The sequence below is a fragment of the Bradyrhizobium jicamae genome, assembly GCF_001440395.1.
GTDB lineage: Bacteria > Pseudomonadota > Alphaproteobacteria > Rhizobiales > Xanthobacteraceae > Bradyrhizobium > Bradyrhizobium jicamae.
In genome coordinates this window covers 52,578-69,469 of record NZ_LLXZ01000181.1, presented here as the reverse complement: position 1 = coordinate 69,469, position 16,892 = coordinate 52,578, and the positions used below count along the sequence as shown (strand labels likewise).

Sequence of the window (16,892 nt, the reverse complement as noted above, 5' to 3'; positions counted from 1 at the left end):
ACTTACGGGTTGATGGTCAAACTGACGCCGGAAGAAGAGCAGACTGCGCGGGTGCGCCTGAGCGAGTTTCTAAAGCACAAGCACGACAGCACCCGTCAGCTATCCATCGAAGGCACTAAGTTTCTCCGTGGCAACAGACTATCGCGCACGCGGCGAGATTTGCGTTGATAAATCCGAATTGCACCATTTGTTACGGGGATCGGGTGGGTCTGCGAAAATCATCCAGACAAGGCTTGGGATACTGAAATCGGCTGCCAGTGCAGTGCCGGCATGCCCTGCAAATGTAATTCTGGTGAAGAGCCGGACGTCGGCGAAGTGATTGCAGAGAGTCCGCCGACGAAGCACTGAGAGTAGAAAAAAGAGCCCAACGTGGGGCTCTGCCGCAAGAATGCCCATGGGCCGAGGATAGGTCAGCCCTCCCGCGCGTACCGGCATTTAAACGAGGCCTCTTTTGGATTGATCCATTGGGGCTTCGGGGCGTTATAGTCATGCGTCTGAACTTGCGGCGGGGTGAGCATGAATTACCTCAAGAATGCCACGCATTGGCGAGATCGCGCCGAGGAAACGCGCACGAAGGCCGAGGAATATTGGTACTCCGAAGAGGCAAAGCAGCGGCTCTTGCGCATTGCCGTAGAATACGACCGTCTGGCAGATCACGCGGCAGAGCGCGCCCGTTCCGACGAACCCTAAGCCCGCAGTAGCGCGTCTCAGTTGACAGTTTCCATCATTTGTCAAGGGGATCCGACTTTGTGACCCTAAGTCCGGTACCGGACAGCAACTCTCCTATGTTCCGGTCATTATCCTGCATCACCGCGCGGCTTTCGGTATCTATCGGTGATGAGAACGCCAGTTGCGCTCCCGCCCCCTCGAACGGAAGGAGCGCGCCATGCATAAGCGGCGTCATTTCAAACAAACTGAAACACTGAGGGACAGGCTTCAAGCATTTGCAAAGGATGTCCGTGCTCAGGCGGCCGGGCTTCCTCCAAGCTTGGAGAAGGACAACCTGCTGAGGAAAGCCCGTCAAGCGGACACAGCATCTCACCTCGACGAATGGTTGAATTCGCCGGGCTTGCAGCATCCGAAGTGAGTGCTGCGGATGGCCCAGTACTTTTTCGACTTGAGGTCGGGCGAGATATTTTCGTCCGATCAAGACGGGATCGAGCTACCAGACGCCGGCGAGGCGCATGCCATGGCGCTCAGCGCGCTTATCGATGCGGCCCGCGACGCGGTCATGGAAGGCACGGTTAACCAGCATTTCTCCGTCGAGGTTCGCGACGGTCCCGACCCTGTTCTAGAGGTTGCGGCCGTTTTCCATTCCAAGATTTTCAGGACGCAGTAAGGGAGGCAGCATCGTCAATGCTTAGATCCTCTGATTTCGAAATCCTCGTTGAGGATATCGAGGCCAACTGCCAGTATCTGCAGGACCTCAGAGACAGCATTCTCACGTCCAAAGAGATCGTTCAGAAAACCAACTCTGTAGCTCGCTGAATCCTACGCGCTGCTGCAAACCAGAAGGTTTGAAAAGACCTCTTAGCCCCTTAGCCGGGAGTTTTCGATCATTTTTGCGGGCGGCGCTACGGATTTGTTGGGACTACTGCCCTCAGTGCCAGTCACAGCGAACCAAGTGTAAAGCCGAATGAGAATCGGTAATCCCGGCCGACAAGAGGCCAGCTGCAACAGAACAGTTGAAAAGCCACCGTTTGAATAACCGTTTTATCTCTCTCTCCCAAACGGTGATTTCCGTAAGTGCTTGATTTGAATGGCGCGCCCGAAGAGACTCGAACTCCTGCCCCCTGGTTCGTAGTCTGTCGGAGGCTCACGCAGGCGGAGTTGAGCTCAACGACATTCGGAGCAACCCACCTATTTGCACGACTTGGCCACCGATTCAACGACGTCAGCATCAACTTGGTTCACCTCGGGTCAGCCCTCTGCGACCGTGATGGGTCGCCCGAGCGCATTGCTTGATTGGCTGTGAGGAAAATTGTTGATGCGTGTCATTGATCCGGCGGATTTCTTGTTTGAGAACGAGGTTCTCGAGCGATGGCCTATGCTGACGAAGGCGGAGCTGCGGCGCGCGCGCCGAGCGAGCCCGCCAAGAATCGAGTTCTACAGTTTTCGAAAGAAAGGCGGCGGGCCTCGCTATACGCCCGAGCAGGTGCAGAGTTACATTGACCGTACATATCTTAGGACATCCGAATGCCAGCAACTAGACAGCAGGGCTCCTCAGCAGGCACTCAGCAGCAGTGGCGATTTGAGCTCGGCGGTTACTATCTCGAGCGCCCCCATCCAGAGCATCTCGGCTTCTGGTACGCTTGCAGATATGACCCCGGAACTCGCCAAGTCCGCCGCAGAAGTCTTAAGACAACAGATTTCGAAGAGGCCAAAGTCAGGCTCGCCGCGCTCGTCGCGACCGCTCCCAGCATCGCGAACCGGGTAGGACCACCCGGCCCGGACCAGATCCTCAGTGTGGCCGCACTTAAGGCATACCTCGACGAACGCGGCTCACATATTGCATCAGAGGATGCAGCCGAGCGGGCGGTGGAGCTCTTCACGGACTATCTCGCCAGCATAAGCAAGATCGATGCACCTGTCGCGTTCTGGACGCCAGCCCGGCAGCTCGAGTTGGCCAAATGGTGCGTCGAAAAACACCAGCATTCCGCGGGCTACATCGAACGGTTGTTCAATGTGATGAGATCTGCATTCAACGACGCCTGCGTCGCAAAAATCAGATTGGATGCTGTCGGTAATGAGGTCGAGACGGCGCTGATGAGCCACGCGCCGAAAATAGTATGGAAACGTGAGGCACTCGCCACTGAACTCAAGATCCCAGCACGTCGGCCGCGACCGGCAACACTTTCCCTCGAGCAGATGGCGGCGGTGCTTGATTCGCTTAAAACACCCCATCTCTTCCGTTTCGCGATGATGAGTTTGTGCACATGGGCTCGGCCACAAGCCATCATCGATTTCTATCCGGCAACTCAGGCTGATTGGAACAGTGGCTTGATTGATCTCGCTCCGATCGGGTGGGTGCCCACCAAGAAGCGCCGGCCCCGCCAGCCGCTCACCGGGTGTCTCGCGGGCTGGCTACCAGTCTGGAACAAAGAAGATGAGGCTCGGCGAGCAGCCGCTCTTGCCGAGGATCGGAGCCCACCTGAGCTCGGACTCATCGTGTACAAGGGCCAGCGTGTCGCGACCGTGAAGCGCGCCTTCCGACGTATCGGTGCAGAGCTCGGACTGATAGGCTTCTCGCAGTACAGCTTCCGCCATTTCATGGCCGACCAAATAAAGAAGCTATTCCGGAATGTCCCGCGAGAGCACCGCTCATTGTGGATGGGTCACGTCGTGCGTGACGGTTCGCGCACCACCGCGAGCTACGAATCAGACGATCCTGAAATGCTCGCGGATGTCGCGTTGGCCACCGATTGCGTCATCGCACTGATCCAGCAGCACTGCGGCAGGCAGCTATTTGCTGTTGACGTACTGTTGACGAAGAAGGATTTGCACGCAATCGGGGCGAGGGTAATTCCAGAAATGCTGAGAAAACAGAGAGTTGGTGGTGGGCACGACAGGGATCGAACCTGTGACCCCTACCATGTCAAGGTAGTGCTCTCCCGCTGAGCTACGTGCCCTAGAATGGGACGACCAGTCATCCCGCTCCAGCCTTATTCGTATTGGGTGGGGTCCGTATATCGGCTCCAAAGCGCCCCCGCAAGGACGCTTGGCAGTAATTTCTGAGGTGATTTCGCCGAAATGGCCGCCGAATCAGGCCGCCAGCATCTTGTTCACTTCACTGACCAATTCGCGGAGGTGAACGGGCTTGGCCAGCACCTTGGCGTTCTTGGGTGCTTCCGAATCGGAATTGAGCGCCACGGCGGCAAAGCCGGTGATGAACATGATCTTGATGTCGGGGTCGAGTTCCGAGGCGCGGCGCGCGAGCTCAATGCCGTCCATTTCGGGCATCACGATATCGGTGAGCAGCATCTCGAACGGCTCCTCGCGCAGCCGCTGATAGGCCGACATGCCGTTGTCGTGGGGCGAGACCTGAAACCCGGCGTTTTCGAGCGCCTTGACCAGAAAGCGGCGCATGTCGTTGTCGTCTTCGGCAAGGAGGATCTTGTGCATGGCGGTCAGTCGTCGAACCCGGCTTGGAGGATCATTCCGCCCACTAAGCCCGATAGAGGGTAAATTTCGGGTGAAAGGTAACAGCTTCTTGGCGGTGGCAGGCGGCGCAATTTTCTTTAACGGCGCGCATCAGGATCGATCAAGGCGGCGCTTTTCGGGCAATTGCGACATCTTCTGAGAGCATGACGGCTTTTTTCGCTTGGCAGAATGATTACGATTACGGACAATGCATCCTTACAAAACCCTGCCCCTCACCGACAGAATCGGCCGCCTGATCGATCGCTGCGGAAGGAATGCGGACATTCAAGGGACGGCGCCCGACGATGACCCAGTTTGATGGCGAGCTGTCGCCCCCGTTCGAGATCGTGGAGCCGGCGAGCTGGCGGGCGCCGATCATCTTCAACTCGCCCCATTCCGGCTCGGTCTATCCCCCGGCATTCCTCAACGCCTCCCGGATCGACCTTGCGGCGCTGCGCCGCTCCGAGGATTCGTTCATGGACGAATTGATCGGCGGCCTCTGCGAGCAGGGTTTTCCGACCGTGCGGGTCAATTTCCCCCGCTCCTATGTCGATGTGAATCGCGAGCCCTATGAGCTCGATCCACGGATGTTCACCGGCCGCCTGCCAAGCTTTGCCAACACCCGCTCGATGCGGGTCGCCGGCGGCCTCGGCACCATCCCGCGCGTGGTCGGCGACGGGCAGGAAATCTATCGCGAGCGGCTTTCCGTCGACGAGGCGCTGGGGCGAATCGAAGCGCTCTACAAGCCGTATCACCGGGCGCTGCGCCGGCTGATCAACAAGGCCCATCAGGCGTTCGGCACGGTGATTCTGGTCGATTGCCATTCGATGCCGTCGGTCGGCGTATCCCGCGACGAGCCGCGGCGGCCCGACATCGTGATCGGCGACCGCTACGGCACCAGTTGCGCCAGCCTGCTGCCCGACGTCGTCGAGCAGATCATGAGCGGGCTCGGCTATTCGATCGGGCGCAACAAGCCCTATGCCGGCGGCTTCATCACCGAGCACTACGGCAACCCGGCCAGCGGCCTGCACACCGTGCAGCTCGAGCTCAACCGTGCGATCTACATGGATGAGCGGCGCCGCGAGCGCAGCCCGCGCTTTGCGCAAGTGGCCGCCGATTTCGCCGCGCTGGCCGACGCGCTGGCGCAAGTGCCGCTCGGCGACCTCGGCCCGTTCCAGGCGGCGGCGGAATAGAATTCAGATCGTCATTCCCCGGTGCGCAATTGCGCACCTGAGGTGCACCGCGCGACGTCCGTACGCTCCAAAAGAAAAAAGGGCCGCTTGAATGAACAAGCGGCCCAAGTCTAGGGAGGAAACGCCCAAGGAGGGCAGCGATAGCGCGAGGCGCTACCGCACCGCAACAATATGCGACCGCGCTGCACAAAAGGCAAGAGTTTTCGGATCCCTTTCGGTGCAAACCGGGTCCGGTCTGGCGAATCGGCAACACTGCCGATCATGAAAATTAACACAGCAATATCAAATACTTAGATTTTAAGCGCGGCCAGTTCCGTGTTCACTGCAGTGCTGGTATGCCAAAACTCGCGACTTCGTGATGCCGACGCTAACCAAAAAAACACGCCTAAACGAAGCTCGTTCGAAAGCCGATTCGAAAGTCGGCACGCAAAGACGGATGGGAATAACGCCGTGTTGGTCGTGCGCCGCCGCCCGGATTGGGATAGGCAATAGGCCCGACATTTCTATTGCGGTAAGGGACACCCGTGACGGTCATCGATTTCACAGCGTTTATCGGGCGCCTTGCCACGGCTTCGGGCGAGACCATCCTGCCGTTCTTCCGGACCTCGCTCTCGATCGACAACAAGAGCGCGAGCGATTTCGATCCGGTGACCGAGGCCGACCGCGCCGCTGAAGCGGTGATGCGCCGCCTGATCAAGGCGAATTTTCCCCAGCACGGCATCGTCGGCGAGGAGTTCGGCAACGAGCGCGAGGACGCCGACTATGTCTGGGTGCTCGATCCGATCGACGGCACCAAATCCTTCATCGCGGGATTTCCGATCTGGGGCACCCTGATCGCGCTGTTGCACAAGGGCACGCCGGTGTTCGGCATGATGCACCAGCCCTATATCGGCGAGCGCTTTTCCGGCGACAGCGGCTCGGCGCAATATTCCGGGCCGTCGGGCGAACGGCGGCTGACCGTGCGCCGCTGCGCCTCGCTGAAGGAGGCGACTTCTTTCACCACGAGCCCCCTATTGATGAACGCCGCCGACCGCGAGATTTTCGGCCGGGTCGAGAATGCCGTAAAACTGTCGCGCTATGGCGGCGACTGCTACTCCTACTGCATGCTGGCGGCGGGCCATCTCGACCTCGTGGTCGAGACCGAACTCAAGCCCTACGACATCGCGGCCCTGATCCCAATCGTCACCGGCGCCGGCGGCATCGTCACCAACTGGGAAGGCAAGCCCGCCCAGAGCGGCGGCCGCATCGTCGCTGCCGGCGACGCCCGCGTGCACGAGGCCACGCTGAAACTGCTCAACAGCTAGGATACCGCCGCGCCGTTCGCGCGCGCGAACCAACTGCTGCCTTGACGCGGCTATAGCGCTTTCGAGCGAAGTGGATACCGGCTCGCGTGAAGAAAACGCGTCAAAACAAGAATCCAGGGCATCGGTTCTGATTCCATCAGAACCGATGCTCTAGCTCCCGCCGCAACCGACGGGACCTTGCATCGCGCGGTTCATTGCGTACGATACAAGCCAAAGCGCACGACAGATGCGCCATCGGGGAGTATTCATGGGACTGCCGAGTAAGCTGCTTGCTGGACTGACGCTGCTTTTGTTACCCACCCTGGCCTCGGCACAGGATTTCCCCGCAAAACCGATCAAGCTGATCGTGCCGTTCCCCGCCGGCGGCCCCAACGACATCATCGCGCGCGTGATCGGCCAGCGCATGTCCGAAATTGCCAAGCAGCCGGTGCTGATCGACAATCGCGGCGGCCAGGGCGGCGTGCTCGGCACCGACGCGGTCGCAAAGGCCCCACCCGACGGCTACACCATCGCGATCTCGAGCGCGGGCGCTCTCGCCATCAGCCCGAGCATGGAAAAGGTCGCCTACGACACGCTGAAGGATTTCGCGCCGGTGACACTGGTCGCCACGGTGCCCGAAATGCTTGTCGTCGCGACCAACGTCCCCGCCAAGGACATGAAAGAACTGATCGCGCTCGCCAAGGCACAGCCGGGCAAATTGAACTTTGCCTCGTCCGGTCCCGGCAGCCTGCCGCATCTGGCGGGCGAATTGTTCAAGCTGACGGCCAACATCGACATCGTGCACGTGCCGTATCGCGGGGCCGCGCCAGCGGTGAACGACCTGCTGGGACAGCAGGTGCAGATGACGTTCCTCGATCTGCCGGTGCTGCTGCCGCAGATCAAGGCGGGGAGCTTGCGGCCGATCGCGGTCGGCGCGCCCGAGCGTGCGCCGACGGCGCCGGAGGTGCCGACCACCGCCGAGGCCGGCATGCCCGGCATGATCATCGAGAACTGGTATGGCATGGTGGCGCCCGCCGCCACGCCACCGGCGATCATAGCTAGCCTGCACAAGATAACGACCGAAGCGATGGCCGACCCGACCGTGAAGGAAAAGCTCGCGGCCCAGGGCGCGACGCTGGTCGGCGACACGCCGGAACATTTTCGCGGCTTCATCGACAGCGAAACCAGGAAGTGGACGAAGGTGATCAAGGACGCGGGAGTCGTGACGACAAAGTGAGCATTACGACACGGACGACCGCATCCCTGACGATGGCTGCACTTAAAGACTGATAGCCGGGACTGGCACAATTGAGCATCGTGCCGGCCGGCCACGATTAGTGACCGGAGGCTTCCATGAAGGCTCTTCGCGTGCTTTTCCTTGGGTTGTCCGTGCTGCTGCCGGCGGCAGCGGCCGCGCAGGATTTCCCTGCAAAACCGATCAAGCTGATCGTGCCGTTCCCACCCGGCGGTCCCAACGACATCATCGCGCGCGTGGTCGGCCAGCGCATGTCGGAAATCGCAAAACAGCCGGTGGTGATCGACAATCGCGGCGGCCAGGCCGGCGTGCTCGGCACCGATGCGATCGCCAAGGCGGCCCCCGACGGCTACACGATCGGAATCGTGAGCGCGAGCGCACTGGTCATCAATCCCACGATGGAAAAGGTGCCTTATGACGTGGCGAAGGACTTTGCGCCCGTCACGCTGGTGACGACGGTGCCGGAAATGCTTGTCGTCGCCAGTAACGTGCCCGCCGGCGACATGAAGGAACTGATCGCGCTTGCGAAAGCGCAGCCCGGCAAACTCAATTTCGCATCCGCCGGTGTCGGCGGCATGCCGCATCTTGCCGGCGAGCTGCTCAAGCTGACCGCCAGCATCGACATCGTGCATGTGCCCTACCGCGGCGCCGCGCCTGCCATCAACGATCTGCTCGGGCAGCAGGTGCAGATGGCGTTCCTCGATCTGCCGGTGCTGTTGCCGCATATCAAGGCGGGCACCCTGCGCCCGATTGCGCTCGGCGCGCCGAAACGCGCGCCCACCTCGCCGGACGTGCCGACAACGGCGGAGGTCGGCATGCCGGATCTCCTGATCGAAAACTGGTACGGCATGCTCGCGCCAGCCGGAACACCCGAGGCGATCGTCACGGCCCTGAACCGCCTCGCCAACGAGGCGATGAACGATCCGCAGGTGAGACAGAAGCTCGCCGATCAGGGCTTGACGGTCGCCGGCGACACGCCGGGGCATTTCCGCAACTACATCGGAAGCGAGACCCAAAAATGGGCGCGCGTCATCAAGGCCGCCGGCCTTGCTTCGGGCAAGTAACCGCCACGGCATGGGAATCGCATGCGATTCTTCGCTACCTTGCCGCGCGCCACGGTGGCGGACGTTTCTGGTCGGATGATCCTGTTGTCCGCGCCGCCGTCGATGGCTGGATGGACTGGTCGCACACCGCGCTGCAGCCCGATTTTCTGGTCGGCGGTGTTCTGGGGGTTCTATCGCACGCCCGAAGACAAGCGAAACTGGCCGGCGATCAATGCCGCGCTGGCGCGGTGCGCCAAACAGTTCGGCAAGCTGGACATGATTTTCTAGACTCCTTTATAAAAGGCGGAGTTGGCGGCAATGGCCACAGAACAAGCAACCGTGAAGGCCGATCAAACATACCGCTCTCCAAACAGTCCGCCGCAGGTAATTCTCGCAGGCGCGGTATCCGCAGTGATTTCAACGGTGCTTATGGGACTTCTCCGGAAGGAGAAACCGTTCTTCGCTGGTGCCGCGGTAGCGCTTTATCTCATGGGTGGCATGAGAGGCTTTCCATGGAAAACGCCGATTCGAAAAGCGATCTCTATTGGCATATTTGTTGGTATTGTTACCTCCAGCGCAATATTCTATTGGGATCTTTTCTAGAGGTTCCGAACTCAACGCGGCGCGCATTTGCGTAAGTGCTCGGCCAATTGTTGCGCGGGCTTGGGCAACGCCCGAAAACTGCGCGCGCAGATCACGAGTTTTCGGTTAGCCCAGGAATCCCTGATCTTGATGACATTGATCTTCATCGATCGCGCGCAGCGTTTTGCGGCGACCTCAGGCATCACGCCGATCCCGATGCCGGCGGCGACCATCTGGCCGATCGCGTCGAAACTGTTCAGCCGCGCACGAAAGCGCAACCGCGCGCCGAGACGCGCCGCGTGTCCGCTGATATGGGTGTGCAGCGCGATCGAGCTGATCAGACCGACGAAATCGCGCCGCACCACTTCGCTGAAATCGACCTGTCGCCGGTTCGCCAGTTCGTCGTCCCGCCCGGCAACCAGCACCAGGCGATCTTCGCTGAACGGCATCCGCTCGATATTGTCGGCAAGCGCGTGCTCGGCGGCGAGCCCGAGATCGACGGAACCGATGACGATGGCGCGGGCGATTTCCGCGCTTTCGCGCTCCTCCACGTCGATCGAAATGTGAGGATGCGCGGCGAGGAAGGCAGCCAGTGCCTTCGGCAGATATTCCGAAAGCCCCGATGTATTGGCGAGGAAGCGGACGGTGGCCTTTGCGCCGCGGGCAAAGGCTAAGAGATCGCCGCGCATTGCCTCTACATTGTGCAGCACGACCCGCGCGTGATCGAGCAGGCTTTCGCCGGCCGGCGTCAGCTCGACGCCGCGACGGCCACGCGTCAACAGCGCAACGCCAAGCGCTTCTTCCAGCCCCTTGATCCGCTCGCTCGCCGAGGCCAGCGCGAGATGAACCTTTACCGCGCCGTTGGTGATGCTGCGCGTCTCCGCCACCGCAACGAAGAGCTGAAGATCGACCAGATCGAAACGCATCGGGGATTCCTTGCACTGCCGTCATTGCGAGGAGCCAACGGGTCGCGCGAATGCGCGCCCGATGACAGGCTCCGCGACGAAGCAATCCAGCTATCCGTTATGCCGCGACATGGATTGCTTCGCTGCGCTCGCAATGACGGGAGGAGAAAGCTTGCCTTCGGCGAAACCGAAGGCTAGCTCCGTAACCTCCAGATTGTGCCCATTACGCCGATAGGTCAATCTCTCCCGCATGTTCGATTCCCTGCTTCTCCTCGTCACTGCCACCTTCCTGCTCGCGGGCTTCGTCAAGGGCGCACTCGGGCTCGGCCTGCCGACGGTGTCGATGGGGCTGCTCGCCGTGTCGATGCCGCCGGCCCAGGCGATCGCCATTGTCATCGTGCCGGCGATCGTCACCAACATCTGGCAAACCTTCGGCGGCCCATACTTGCGCGATATTTTCCGACGGTTATGGCCGTTGCTGGCCGGAACGGCCGCCGGCATATGGCTGAATGCGGGATCGCTTACCGGCCCCTATGCGCGCTACACCACCATCGCGCTCGGCCTGTTGCTGGCGATCAATGCCATCATCGGCTTGTGCAAATTCGATTTCACCGTTGCCCGCCAAAACGAAAAATGGGTCGGTGGCATCGTCGGAGTGATCACCGGCATGATCTCTGCGGCAACCGGCGTCCAGGTCATTCCATCCGTGCCGTTCCTGCAGGCGATCGGCATGGAGAAGGAAGAACTGATCCAGGCATTGGGCGTGTTCTTCACGGTCGCGACCCTGGCGCTTGGCCTCAACCTCACCGGCGCCGGCCTGCTGACGGCCGCAACCGCACTGCCCGGCGCGGTCGCCATCGCGGCGTCCTTTGCCGGCATGTTTATCGGACAGGCGGTGCGGACACGGCTGCAGCCGGAGATCTTTCGGCGCTGGTTCCAGATCGGCATGATTGTGCTCGGCCTCTACCTCGCCACCAATGCGCTCGCGAAGTTGACGTCGTAGCTTGCCCGGAATTTCCCGCCGGGGAATTCGCCAGACAGACGACCGGACCTCAGCGCGTCTCCAGCATCGCCACGCGGATACCGAGATAGACGAACAGCCCGCCGAGTGCGCGGTTGACCCAGGCTATCGCGGTGGTCGATTGCCGAATGCGGCCGGCCGCCCTGGCCGCGAAGGCGGCGATGCAGAAGCACCACAACATGCCGGTGGTGATGAAGATCAGGCCGAGCGTCAGGAAGGCCACCGTCTTGTGGGCAGACTCCGCCGCCACGAACTGCGGCAGGAACGCCAGGAAGAACAGCGCCACCTTGGGATTGAGCACATTGGTCAGGGCGCCCTGCCAGAACACACGGGCAAGCGATGTGTCGCCGCCTGCCGAGCCATTGCCTGTAGCTGCCGCTTCCGCCAGCGGGCGCGAACGCGACAGCAGCATCTGCAAGCCGGTAAACAGCAGATAGGCGGCGCCGGCCCATTTCAGGACAGTAAAGGCGGCGGATGACGCCAATAACAGCGCCGACAGGCCGATGGCGGCACCGAACACGTGAACGAGGCAGCCGGTGCAGATCCCGATCACCGCCGCCGCCCCGCCGCGCCATCCGAACTGAATGCTTCGGCCGATAATATAGGCCGTGTCCGGCCCCGGGGTGATGTTGAGCAGCAACCCGGAGAGGATGAACAGCCAGAGTTCGTGAATGCCGAGCACATCTGCCATCGTTAACGAGTTCCCTTGCACCTGAGACCAATGCCAATCCGGAAGGATTGCAGTACTATCATGAACAAATCGGCCTTCCACCAGATTGGGCATATTTTATAAGCATTGGAATTGGTTGGCCGACCGCGTAGTGGTTATCCTGCCAATTCCGGTGCCGTTGGGGATATAAGGGGACATGGAAAGACGCCTGGCAGCTATCGTCTGCGCTGACGTCGCCGGCTATTCCCGAATGATGGGGGCCGACGAGGCGGGGACGCACGCCACGTTCAAGGCGCATCGAAGCGCGATCTACCCGATCATCCTCAATCATGGCGGCCGCCTGGTGAAGAACACCGGCGACGGCTTCCTCCTGGAGTTTCCCTCCATCGTTGGCGCCATCGAAGCTGCGGTCGCCATGCAGATGGTGATGGCCGAACGAAACGAACATTTGCCCGCCGATCGCTCCATGCAGTTCCGCATGGGCATTCACATGGGCGACGTGATGGCCGACGAGGACGAGGTGTTCGGCGACGACGTCAACATTGCCGTCCGCCTCGAATCGGTCGCCGCCCCCGGCGGCGTGGCGGTTTCGGGCAAGGCCTGCCATGAGGCCGGCAAGCGCCTCAGCGTCACCTTCGTCGATGCCGGTCCATACCGGTTCAAGAACATCGAAGAGCCGATCCATGTCTGGAGCTGGCAGCCCGGTGGCACCGACGCCGCCGGCCCGGCGCGCAAGGCCACGTCCGAGACATCGGTCACAAACCTGCCTGCCCAATATCGCACCGCGATCGTGGGCGTGCTCCCATTCGCGAATTTGAGCGAAAGCGCGGACGAGTATTTTTCCGACGGGCTGACCGAGGACCTGATCCACGCGCTCTCACTGCAATCGTTCTATCGGGTGCTGGCCCGGAACTCGACCTTCCCGTTCAAGGGCAAGAATGTCAGCACGCGCCTGATCGCGCGCGAGATCGATGCCACCTACCTGATCCAGGGCTCGGTGCGCCGCGCCGCGAGCAAGATCCGCGTCACCGCCGAGTTGATCGCGCCCGAAACCGGCGAGCAATTATGGACCGGCCGGTTCGACCGCGACATGGGCGACCTGTTCGCGATGCAGGACGAACTCACCACCAGCCTGTCGGCGGCGATCGCGGCCGAAATCTACCGGGCGGAAGCCTCCGCCCCGCCGCGTTCCTCTTCAAACGACATCACCGCATGGGATCGTTTCCTCAAGGGACTGTCCTACTATTATTTGCAGACCAAGGACGACGTCGAAACCTCGATCGGGCTGTTCAAGGAAGCCATCACGCTCGATCCGACGCTGTCGATCGCGCGCGCCTATCTCGCCACCGTCCAGGCGCAGGGCATCCAGCTCGGCTGGATCAAGGGTACGCGCGAAGTCTGGGATTCGGTGATGACCCTCGCGGAGAGCAGTGTCCGGCTCGATCCCCGTTCGTCCTTTGCGTTTCAGATTCTCGCCTATGTGCACGCAGCGGAAGGGCATTACGAGGCGGCGATGGATGCCGCCAAGCGGGCGGTCTCCCTCAATCCATACGACATGGGCGCCCGCGGCGTGCTTGGGGTGTGTCATCTGGTGTCTGGCGAACACCGGCACGCAATCGAACTGTTCACGATGGCGGCGCAGAGCGGCAGCAACGATCCCCGCTATCAATGGGCGGCCGTGAACGCGTTCAGCCACTATCTGCTCGGGCAATATGACGCGTCGCTGTCCTGGGCGCGCGAACAGCTTTATGTGAATCCCAACCATCTCCAGGCGCTGGCGGTACGGGCGGCAGCCCTCGCGCAATTGGGACGAACCGCGGAAGCGGCGAACGCGACCGAGATCTTGCTGAGCAACTATCCAAGCCTGACGGTCGACCGGCACTTGCGGAACTTTCACTGGAAGGTGCCGTCCGACGTCGCCCACTACCGCGATGGCCTTATGAAAGCCGGCGTCCCCTTCAGCAGGCTGACCCTCGTCGAATCTTCGCCGAAGCTTGCCGCCGATTCCTGAACGCGAGTGTAAGGCGGTCGGTTGACACGACGCCGAATCCCGCCAAGACTTGCCCACACGCTGAAGTAGCGCGCCGCCGAATTTCCTTTTCAGAACTGTCATCCGCTCCGCGCGGGGACGGGCCCTTTTCATAGTCGGCGCCTTTGAGGATTTGAACCATGCCGGATCATCCCATTGCCTCCGCCCCGGGCACTGCGCTCGCCGGGCAGCTTCCCGTTTCGCCCAATAACCCCTGCCCGTTTTTGCGCGCGCTGGTCGCCAACGGCTATGTCGGCGGTGACGTCGTGCCGCTTTCGCAGCTCTCCGAAATCGTCGGGGACGCGAGCGGACAAACCGGCCTTGGTAAGAAGAAGGTGCGGGTAGCAACCTGGATGGTCGCCGTGATCGCCAACGGCCTCGGGCCGGCGCGCGTACTCAAGAGCGCGACCTCGGGCGCCGTGCTCGATCAACTGCGCAACGGCCCGCTCGACAAGCATGGCGGCGGCTCGCGCATTCTCGATGCCACGGCGAAGGTCCATGACGAGGAAATCGACCGCCTCGCCAGCTTCGGCAAGGATTGCAAGAATCCCACAGGGGGCATCGAGACCGGGCTGACGGCGAAGGAGATCGAAACCTTCATGGCAGCCAATATCAAGCGCGACGGCGATGCGGCGCGCTGGTACTACCCGATCCTGATGAAGGGCGAATGGCCGGTGCTGTTGAAAATCCTCGGCAAGGGCGAAGGCGAAGCGCGCTATCTCAGCGTCGCCGAAGTCAGGACGCTGTTCGTCGAGCGGCGGCTGCCCGAGCGGATCACGGCACGGCTGCCGAAGCCGGCCTCGCCCTAGACGATCGTCATACGCGGGCTTGACCCGCGTCCATCGTCCGCGTCAGCGGACACCCCAACTTGTTCGAAGCGGATGGATTGCCGGGTCAAGCCCGGCAATGACAAGAGAGTTGCATCACTTGAACAGCGGCGTGCCCGGCACGAAGGCGTCGAACGCCGCCCAGAATTGCGAGCGGTAGCGGTCCTGCTCCTGCAGGATCTCGTGCTTGGAGCCGGCGATCACCAGATGCGAGCCGGCGCGCAAATGATAGGCAAATTCCTCGATCGCAGCCGTTGAGACGATGCTGTCGTTGCTGGCGGCCAGCATCAGGATCGGCTGCCGGATTTCGGACGGGTAGTTCATCCCGCGAAAGGTATGCATCGCCCTGAACGCGGTATCGGCCCAGGCCACCGTCGGCGAACCGAGGCCGAGCGTCGGGTCTTCCTCGAAGATCGCGGCATTGCGGGCGTAGCGCACGGGATCGCTGGTGAAGGGGTTGTTGATGAAGGATTCCGTTCCGGTCAACGCATCGCTGCCGCCGGGCACGTAACGCCCGCCCTGCCCCATCAGCCGCATGGTCCGAAGCAGCGCCCGCGTCGGGAACGAGGTCCTGCGTCCCGGCAGGTCGATCATCGGCGCCGACAGCACCATGCGATCGAACCAGCGCTTTCCCGCATGCGCGAGCCGCAACATGACCGCGCCGCCCATCGAATGCGCCAGCGCGAAGAACGGCGGTGGGCAATCCGGCAGCACCACCTGCTGCACGAAAGTTTCGACATCGACCTCATAATCGGAGAAATCGCGGACATAGCCCTTGCGCGGGTCGCGCAGGCGGCGCGAGGAATGCCCCTGTCCGCGCCAGTCGATCATCGCCACGGCAAAACCACGGTCGCGCAAGTCGCGCACGGTCTCGAAATATTTCTCGATCGGCTCGCTGCGCCCGGTGAAGACGCAGACCGTGCCCTTGCGCCCCGCCGGCGGCGCCCAGCGCGCGAACCGCAATTCCGCGCCATCGGGCGTCTTGATGGTGCCCGAGACGACGTCCTCCGGAACCGGATTGGCGGGGATCGAGACGAGCGTCATGCGAAGAAACCGGCTAGGTGAAAAGGGCTGGAAATCAAGGCGGGGGCGCAAAAAAGGGGCCCGTTTCGCCCCTCTTGAACGTCGTTTCACCCCTCCCATATCACTTCTGTGCAGGCCGCTACCAGTGTTTCGGAATCGAAACTCACGGCTCCAAAACCTGAGGCTGCGCAGGACTACGGCCCGGCCCGATGGCGGGCGGGTTAATTCAAACAGTCGCTCAATGGAGGACTACATATGCGTACCTACGACCTCACCCCGTTTTATCGTTCCACCGTCGGCTTCGACCGCTTCTTCAACCTGCTCGATCAGGTGACGTCAGACGGCAGCCCCGGTTATCCGCCCTACAACATCGAGCGCACCGGCGAGAACGCCTACCGCATCAGCGTTGCGGTCTCCGGTTTCGCGCAAGGCGAGCTTTCCATCGTCGCGAAGGAAAACACGCTGACGATCAAGGGCGAGAAGTCGGCCAACGAGAACGGCCAGGACAAATCCGAAGTGCTCTACCGCGGCATTGCCGCGCGCGCCTTCGAGCGCATCTTCCAGCTTGCCGATTTCGTGCAGGTGAAAAACGCCTCGCTCGAGAACGGCCTGCTCCACGTCGATCTCGTCCGCGAGATCCCCGAGGCCAAGAAGCCGCGCAGCATTCCGATCAACTCCGGCGCGCAGGCCCCGCAGGTGGTCGACGCTTCCGTCGCCGCGTAAGCAGCCAGAATTTCGGCCGGTATTGGCCGAACGCAGAAACGCCCCGGGAAACCGGGGCGTTTTTTTTGCGCTCATGGCTGAGACGGCGCGATCCGCGCTTCGCTGATTAACAGCGAATTTAAATGCTATCCGCCACTGCAACGACTATTTCACCGCGCGCACCGGTAGCGGTGGCTTCGAGACGCGTAACGTTTGCAG

General features: G+C 61.5%; 17 protein-coding genes and 1 tRNA gene. 13 read left to right on the top strand and 5 right to left on the bottom strand.

Going from position 1 to position 16,892, the window contains the following annotated elements:
- Positions 1-516: 516 nt before the first annotated feature.
- The 3 genes from CQ12_RS44350 to CQ12_RS30595 all read left to right on the top strand — a co-directional run bounded on the left by CQ12_RS44350 (position 517) and on the right by CQ12_RS30595 (position 1,339).
- Positions 517-690, top strand: coding sequence for a hypothetical protein (locus tag CQ12_RS44350; RefSeq protein ID WP_157088583.1), 174 nt, complete (start codon positions 517-519; stop codon positions 688-690).
- Positions 691-886: 196 nt separating this feature from the next.
- On the top strand, positions 887-1,087 hold the full coding sequence (locus tag CQ12_RS42915) for a hypothetical protein (protein ID WP_083519542.1): 201 nt from the start codon (positions 887-889) through the stop codon (positions 1,085-1,087).
- A gap of 9 nt (positions 1,088-1,096) precedes the next feature.
- Positions 1,097-1,339 (top strand): DUF6894 family protein, encoded by a 243-nt coding sequence (locus CQ12_RS30595; RefSeq protein WP_057838999.1) that lies wholly within the window; start codon positions 1,097-1,099, stop codon positions 1,337-1,339.
- A gap of 2,215 nt (positions 1,340-3,554) precedes the next feature.
- On the opposite strand, the gene CQ12_RS30580 is transcribed toward CQ12_RS30595, so the two are convergent.
- Positions 3,555-3,629, bottom strand: a tRNA-Val gene (locus CQ12_RS30580).
- A gap of 133 nt (positions 3,630-3,762) precedes the next feature.
- A complete protein-coding gene (cpdR, locus tag CQ12_RS30575; RefSeq protein ID WP_027539837.1) occupies positions 3,763-4,122 on the bottom strand; it encodes a cell cycle two-component system response regulator CpdR in 360 nt (119 codons plus the stop codon).
- Positions 4,123-4,445: 323 nt separating this feature from the next.
- On the opposite strand from cpdR, the gene CQ12_RS30570 reads away from it, so the two are divergent.
- The 6 genes from CQ12_RS30570 to CQ12_RS44345 all read left to right on the top strand — a co-directional run bounded on the left by CQ12_RS30570 (position 4,446) and on the right by CQ12_RS44345 (position 9,517).
- Positions 4,446-5,333: an N-formylglutamate amidohydrolase gene (locus tag CQ12_RS30570; RefSeq protein ID WP_057838996.1), complete on the top strand. Its 888-nt coding sequence runs from the start codon at positions 4,446-4,448 to the stop codon at positions 5,331-5,333.
- A gap of 524 nt (positions 5,334-5,857) precedes the next feature.
- Positions 5,858-6,637, top strand: coding sequence for a histidinol-phosphatase (gene hisN / locus CQ12_RS30565; protein WP_057838995.1), 780 nt, complete (start codon positions 5,858-5,860; stop codon positions 6,635-6,637).
- Between the two features lie 247 nt (positions 6,638-6,884).
- Positions 6,885-7,853, top strand: coding sequence for a Bug family tripartite tricarboxylate transporter substrate binding protein (locus CQ12_RS30560; RefSeq protein ID WP_057838994.1), 969 nt, complete (start codon positions 6,885-6,887; stop codon positions 7,851-7,853).
- Between the two features lie 116 nt (positions 7,854-7,969).
- A complete protein-coding gene (locus CQ12_RS30555; RefSeq protein ID WP_057838993.1) occupies positions 7,970-8,935 on the top strand; it encodes a Bug family tripartite tricarboxylate transporter substrate binding protein in 966 nt (321 codons plus the stop codon).
- Between the two features lie 21 nt (positions 8,936-8,956).
- Positions 8,957-9,202: a glutathione S-transferase family protein gene (locus tag CQ12_RS30550; protein WP_057838992.1), complete on the top strand. Its 246-nt coding sequence runs from the start codon at positions 8,957-8,959 to the stop codon at positions 9,200-9,202.
- 30 nt (positions 9,203-9,232) lie between these two features.
- Positions 9,233-9,517: a hypothetical protein gene (locus CQ12_RS44345; RefSeq protein ID WP_157088581.1), complete on the top strand. Its 285-nt coding sequence runs from the start codon at positions 9,233-9,235 to the stop codon at positions 9,515-9,517.
- 11 nt (positions 9,518-9,528) lie between these two features.
- On the opposite strand, the gene CQ12_RS30545 is transcribed toward CQ12_RS44345, so the two are convergent.
- On the bottom strand, positions 9,529-10,422 hold the full coding sequence (locus CQ12_RS30545) for a LysR substrate-binding domain-containing protein (protein ID WP_057838991.1): 894 nt from the start codon (positions 10,420-10,422) through the stop codon (positions 9,529-9,531).
- A gap of 229 nt (positions 10,423-10,651) precedes the next feature.
- On the opposite strand from CQ12_RS30545, the gene CQ12_RS30540 reads away from it, so the two are divergent.
- Entirely contained in the window at positions 10,652-11,404 is a 753-nt protein-coding gene (locus CQ12_RS30540) for a sulfite exporter TauE/SafE family protein (protein WP_057838990.1), read from the top strand.
- A gap of 49 nt (positions 11,405-11,453) precedes the next feature.
- Here CQ12_RS30540 and CQ12_RS30535 read toward each other — a convergent pair whose 3' ends face one another.
- Positions 11,454-12,104 carry a LysE family translocator gene (locus CQ12_RS30535; protein WP_057839009.1) on the bottom strand — a complete coding sequence of 217 codons (651 nt, stop codon included), beginning with the start codon at positions 12,102-12,104 and terminating at the stop codon, positions 11,454-11,456.
- Between the two features lie 184 nt (positions 12,105-12,288).
- Between CQ12_RS30535 and CQ12_RS30530 the strand changes: the two genes are divergently transcribed.
- Both CQ12_RS30530 and CQ12_RS30525 read left to right on the top strand, forming a co-directional pair.
- Positions 12,289-14,103, top strand: a complete 1,815-nt coding sequence (locus CQ12_RS30530) for an adenylate/guanylate cyclase domain-containing protein (protein ID WP_057838989.1) — start codon at positions 12,289-12,291, stop codon at positions 14,101-14,103.
- 158 nt (positions 14,104-14,261) lie between these two features.
- Positions 14,262-14,930, top strand: coding sequence for a hypothetical protein (locus CQ12_RS30525; protein WP_057838988.1), 669 nt, complete (start codon positions 14,262-14,264; stop codon positions 14,928-14,930).
- A 114-nt stretch (positions 14,931-15,044) separates the two neighbouring features.
- Here CQ12_RS30525 and CQ12_RS30520 read toward each other — a convergent pair whose 3' ends face one another.
- Positions 15,045-15,992, bottom strand: a complete 948-nt coding sequence (locus CQ12_RS30520; RefSeq protein ID WP_057838987.1) for an alpha/beta hydrolase — start codon at positions 15,990-15,992, stop codon at positions 15,045-15,047.
- Between the two features lie 234 nt (positions 15,993-16,226).
- Here CQ12_RS30520 and CQ12_RS30515 point away from each other — a divergent pair, with 234 nt between their 5' ends.
- The gene (locus CQ12_RS30515; protein WP_057838986.1) at positions 16,227-16,694 is read left to right on the top strand and encodes an Hsp20 family protein; all 468 of its coding nucleotides are present in this window, start codon (positions 16,227-16,229) and stop codon (positions 16,692-16,694) included.
- Positions 16,695-16,892 lie beyond the last annotated feature (198 nt).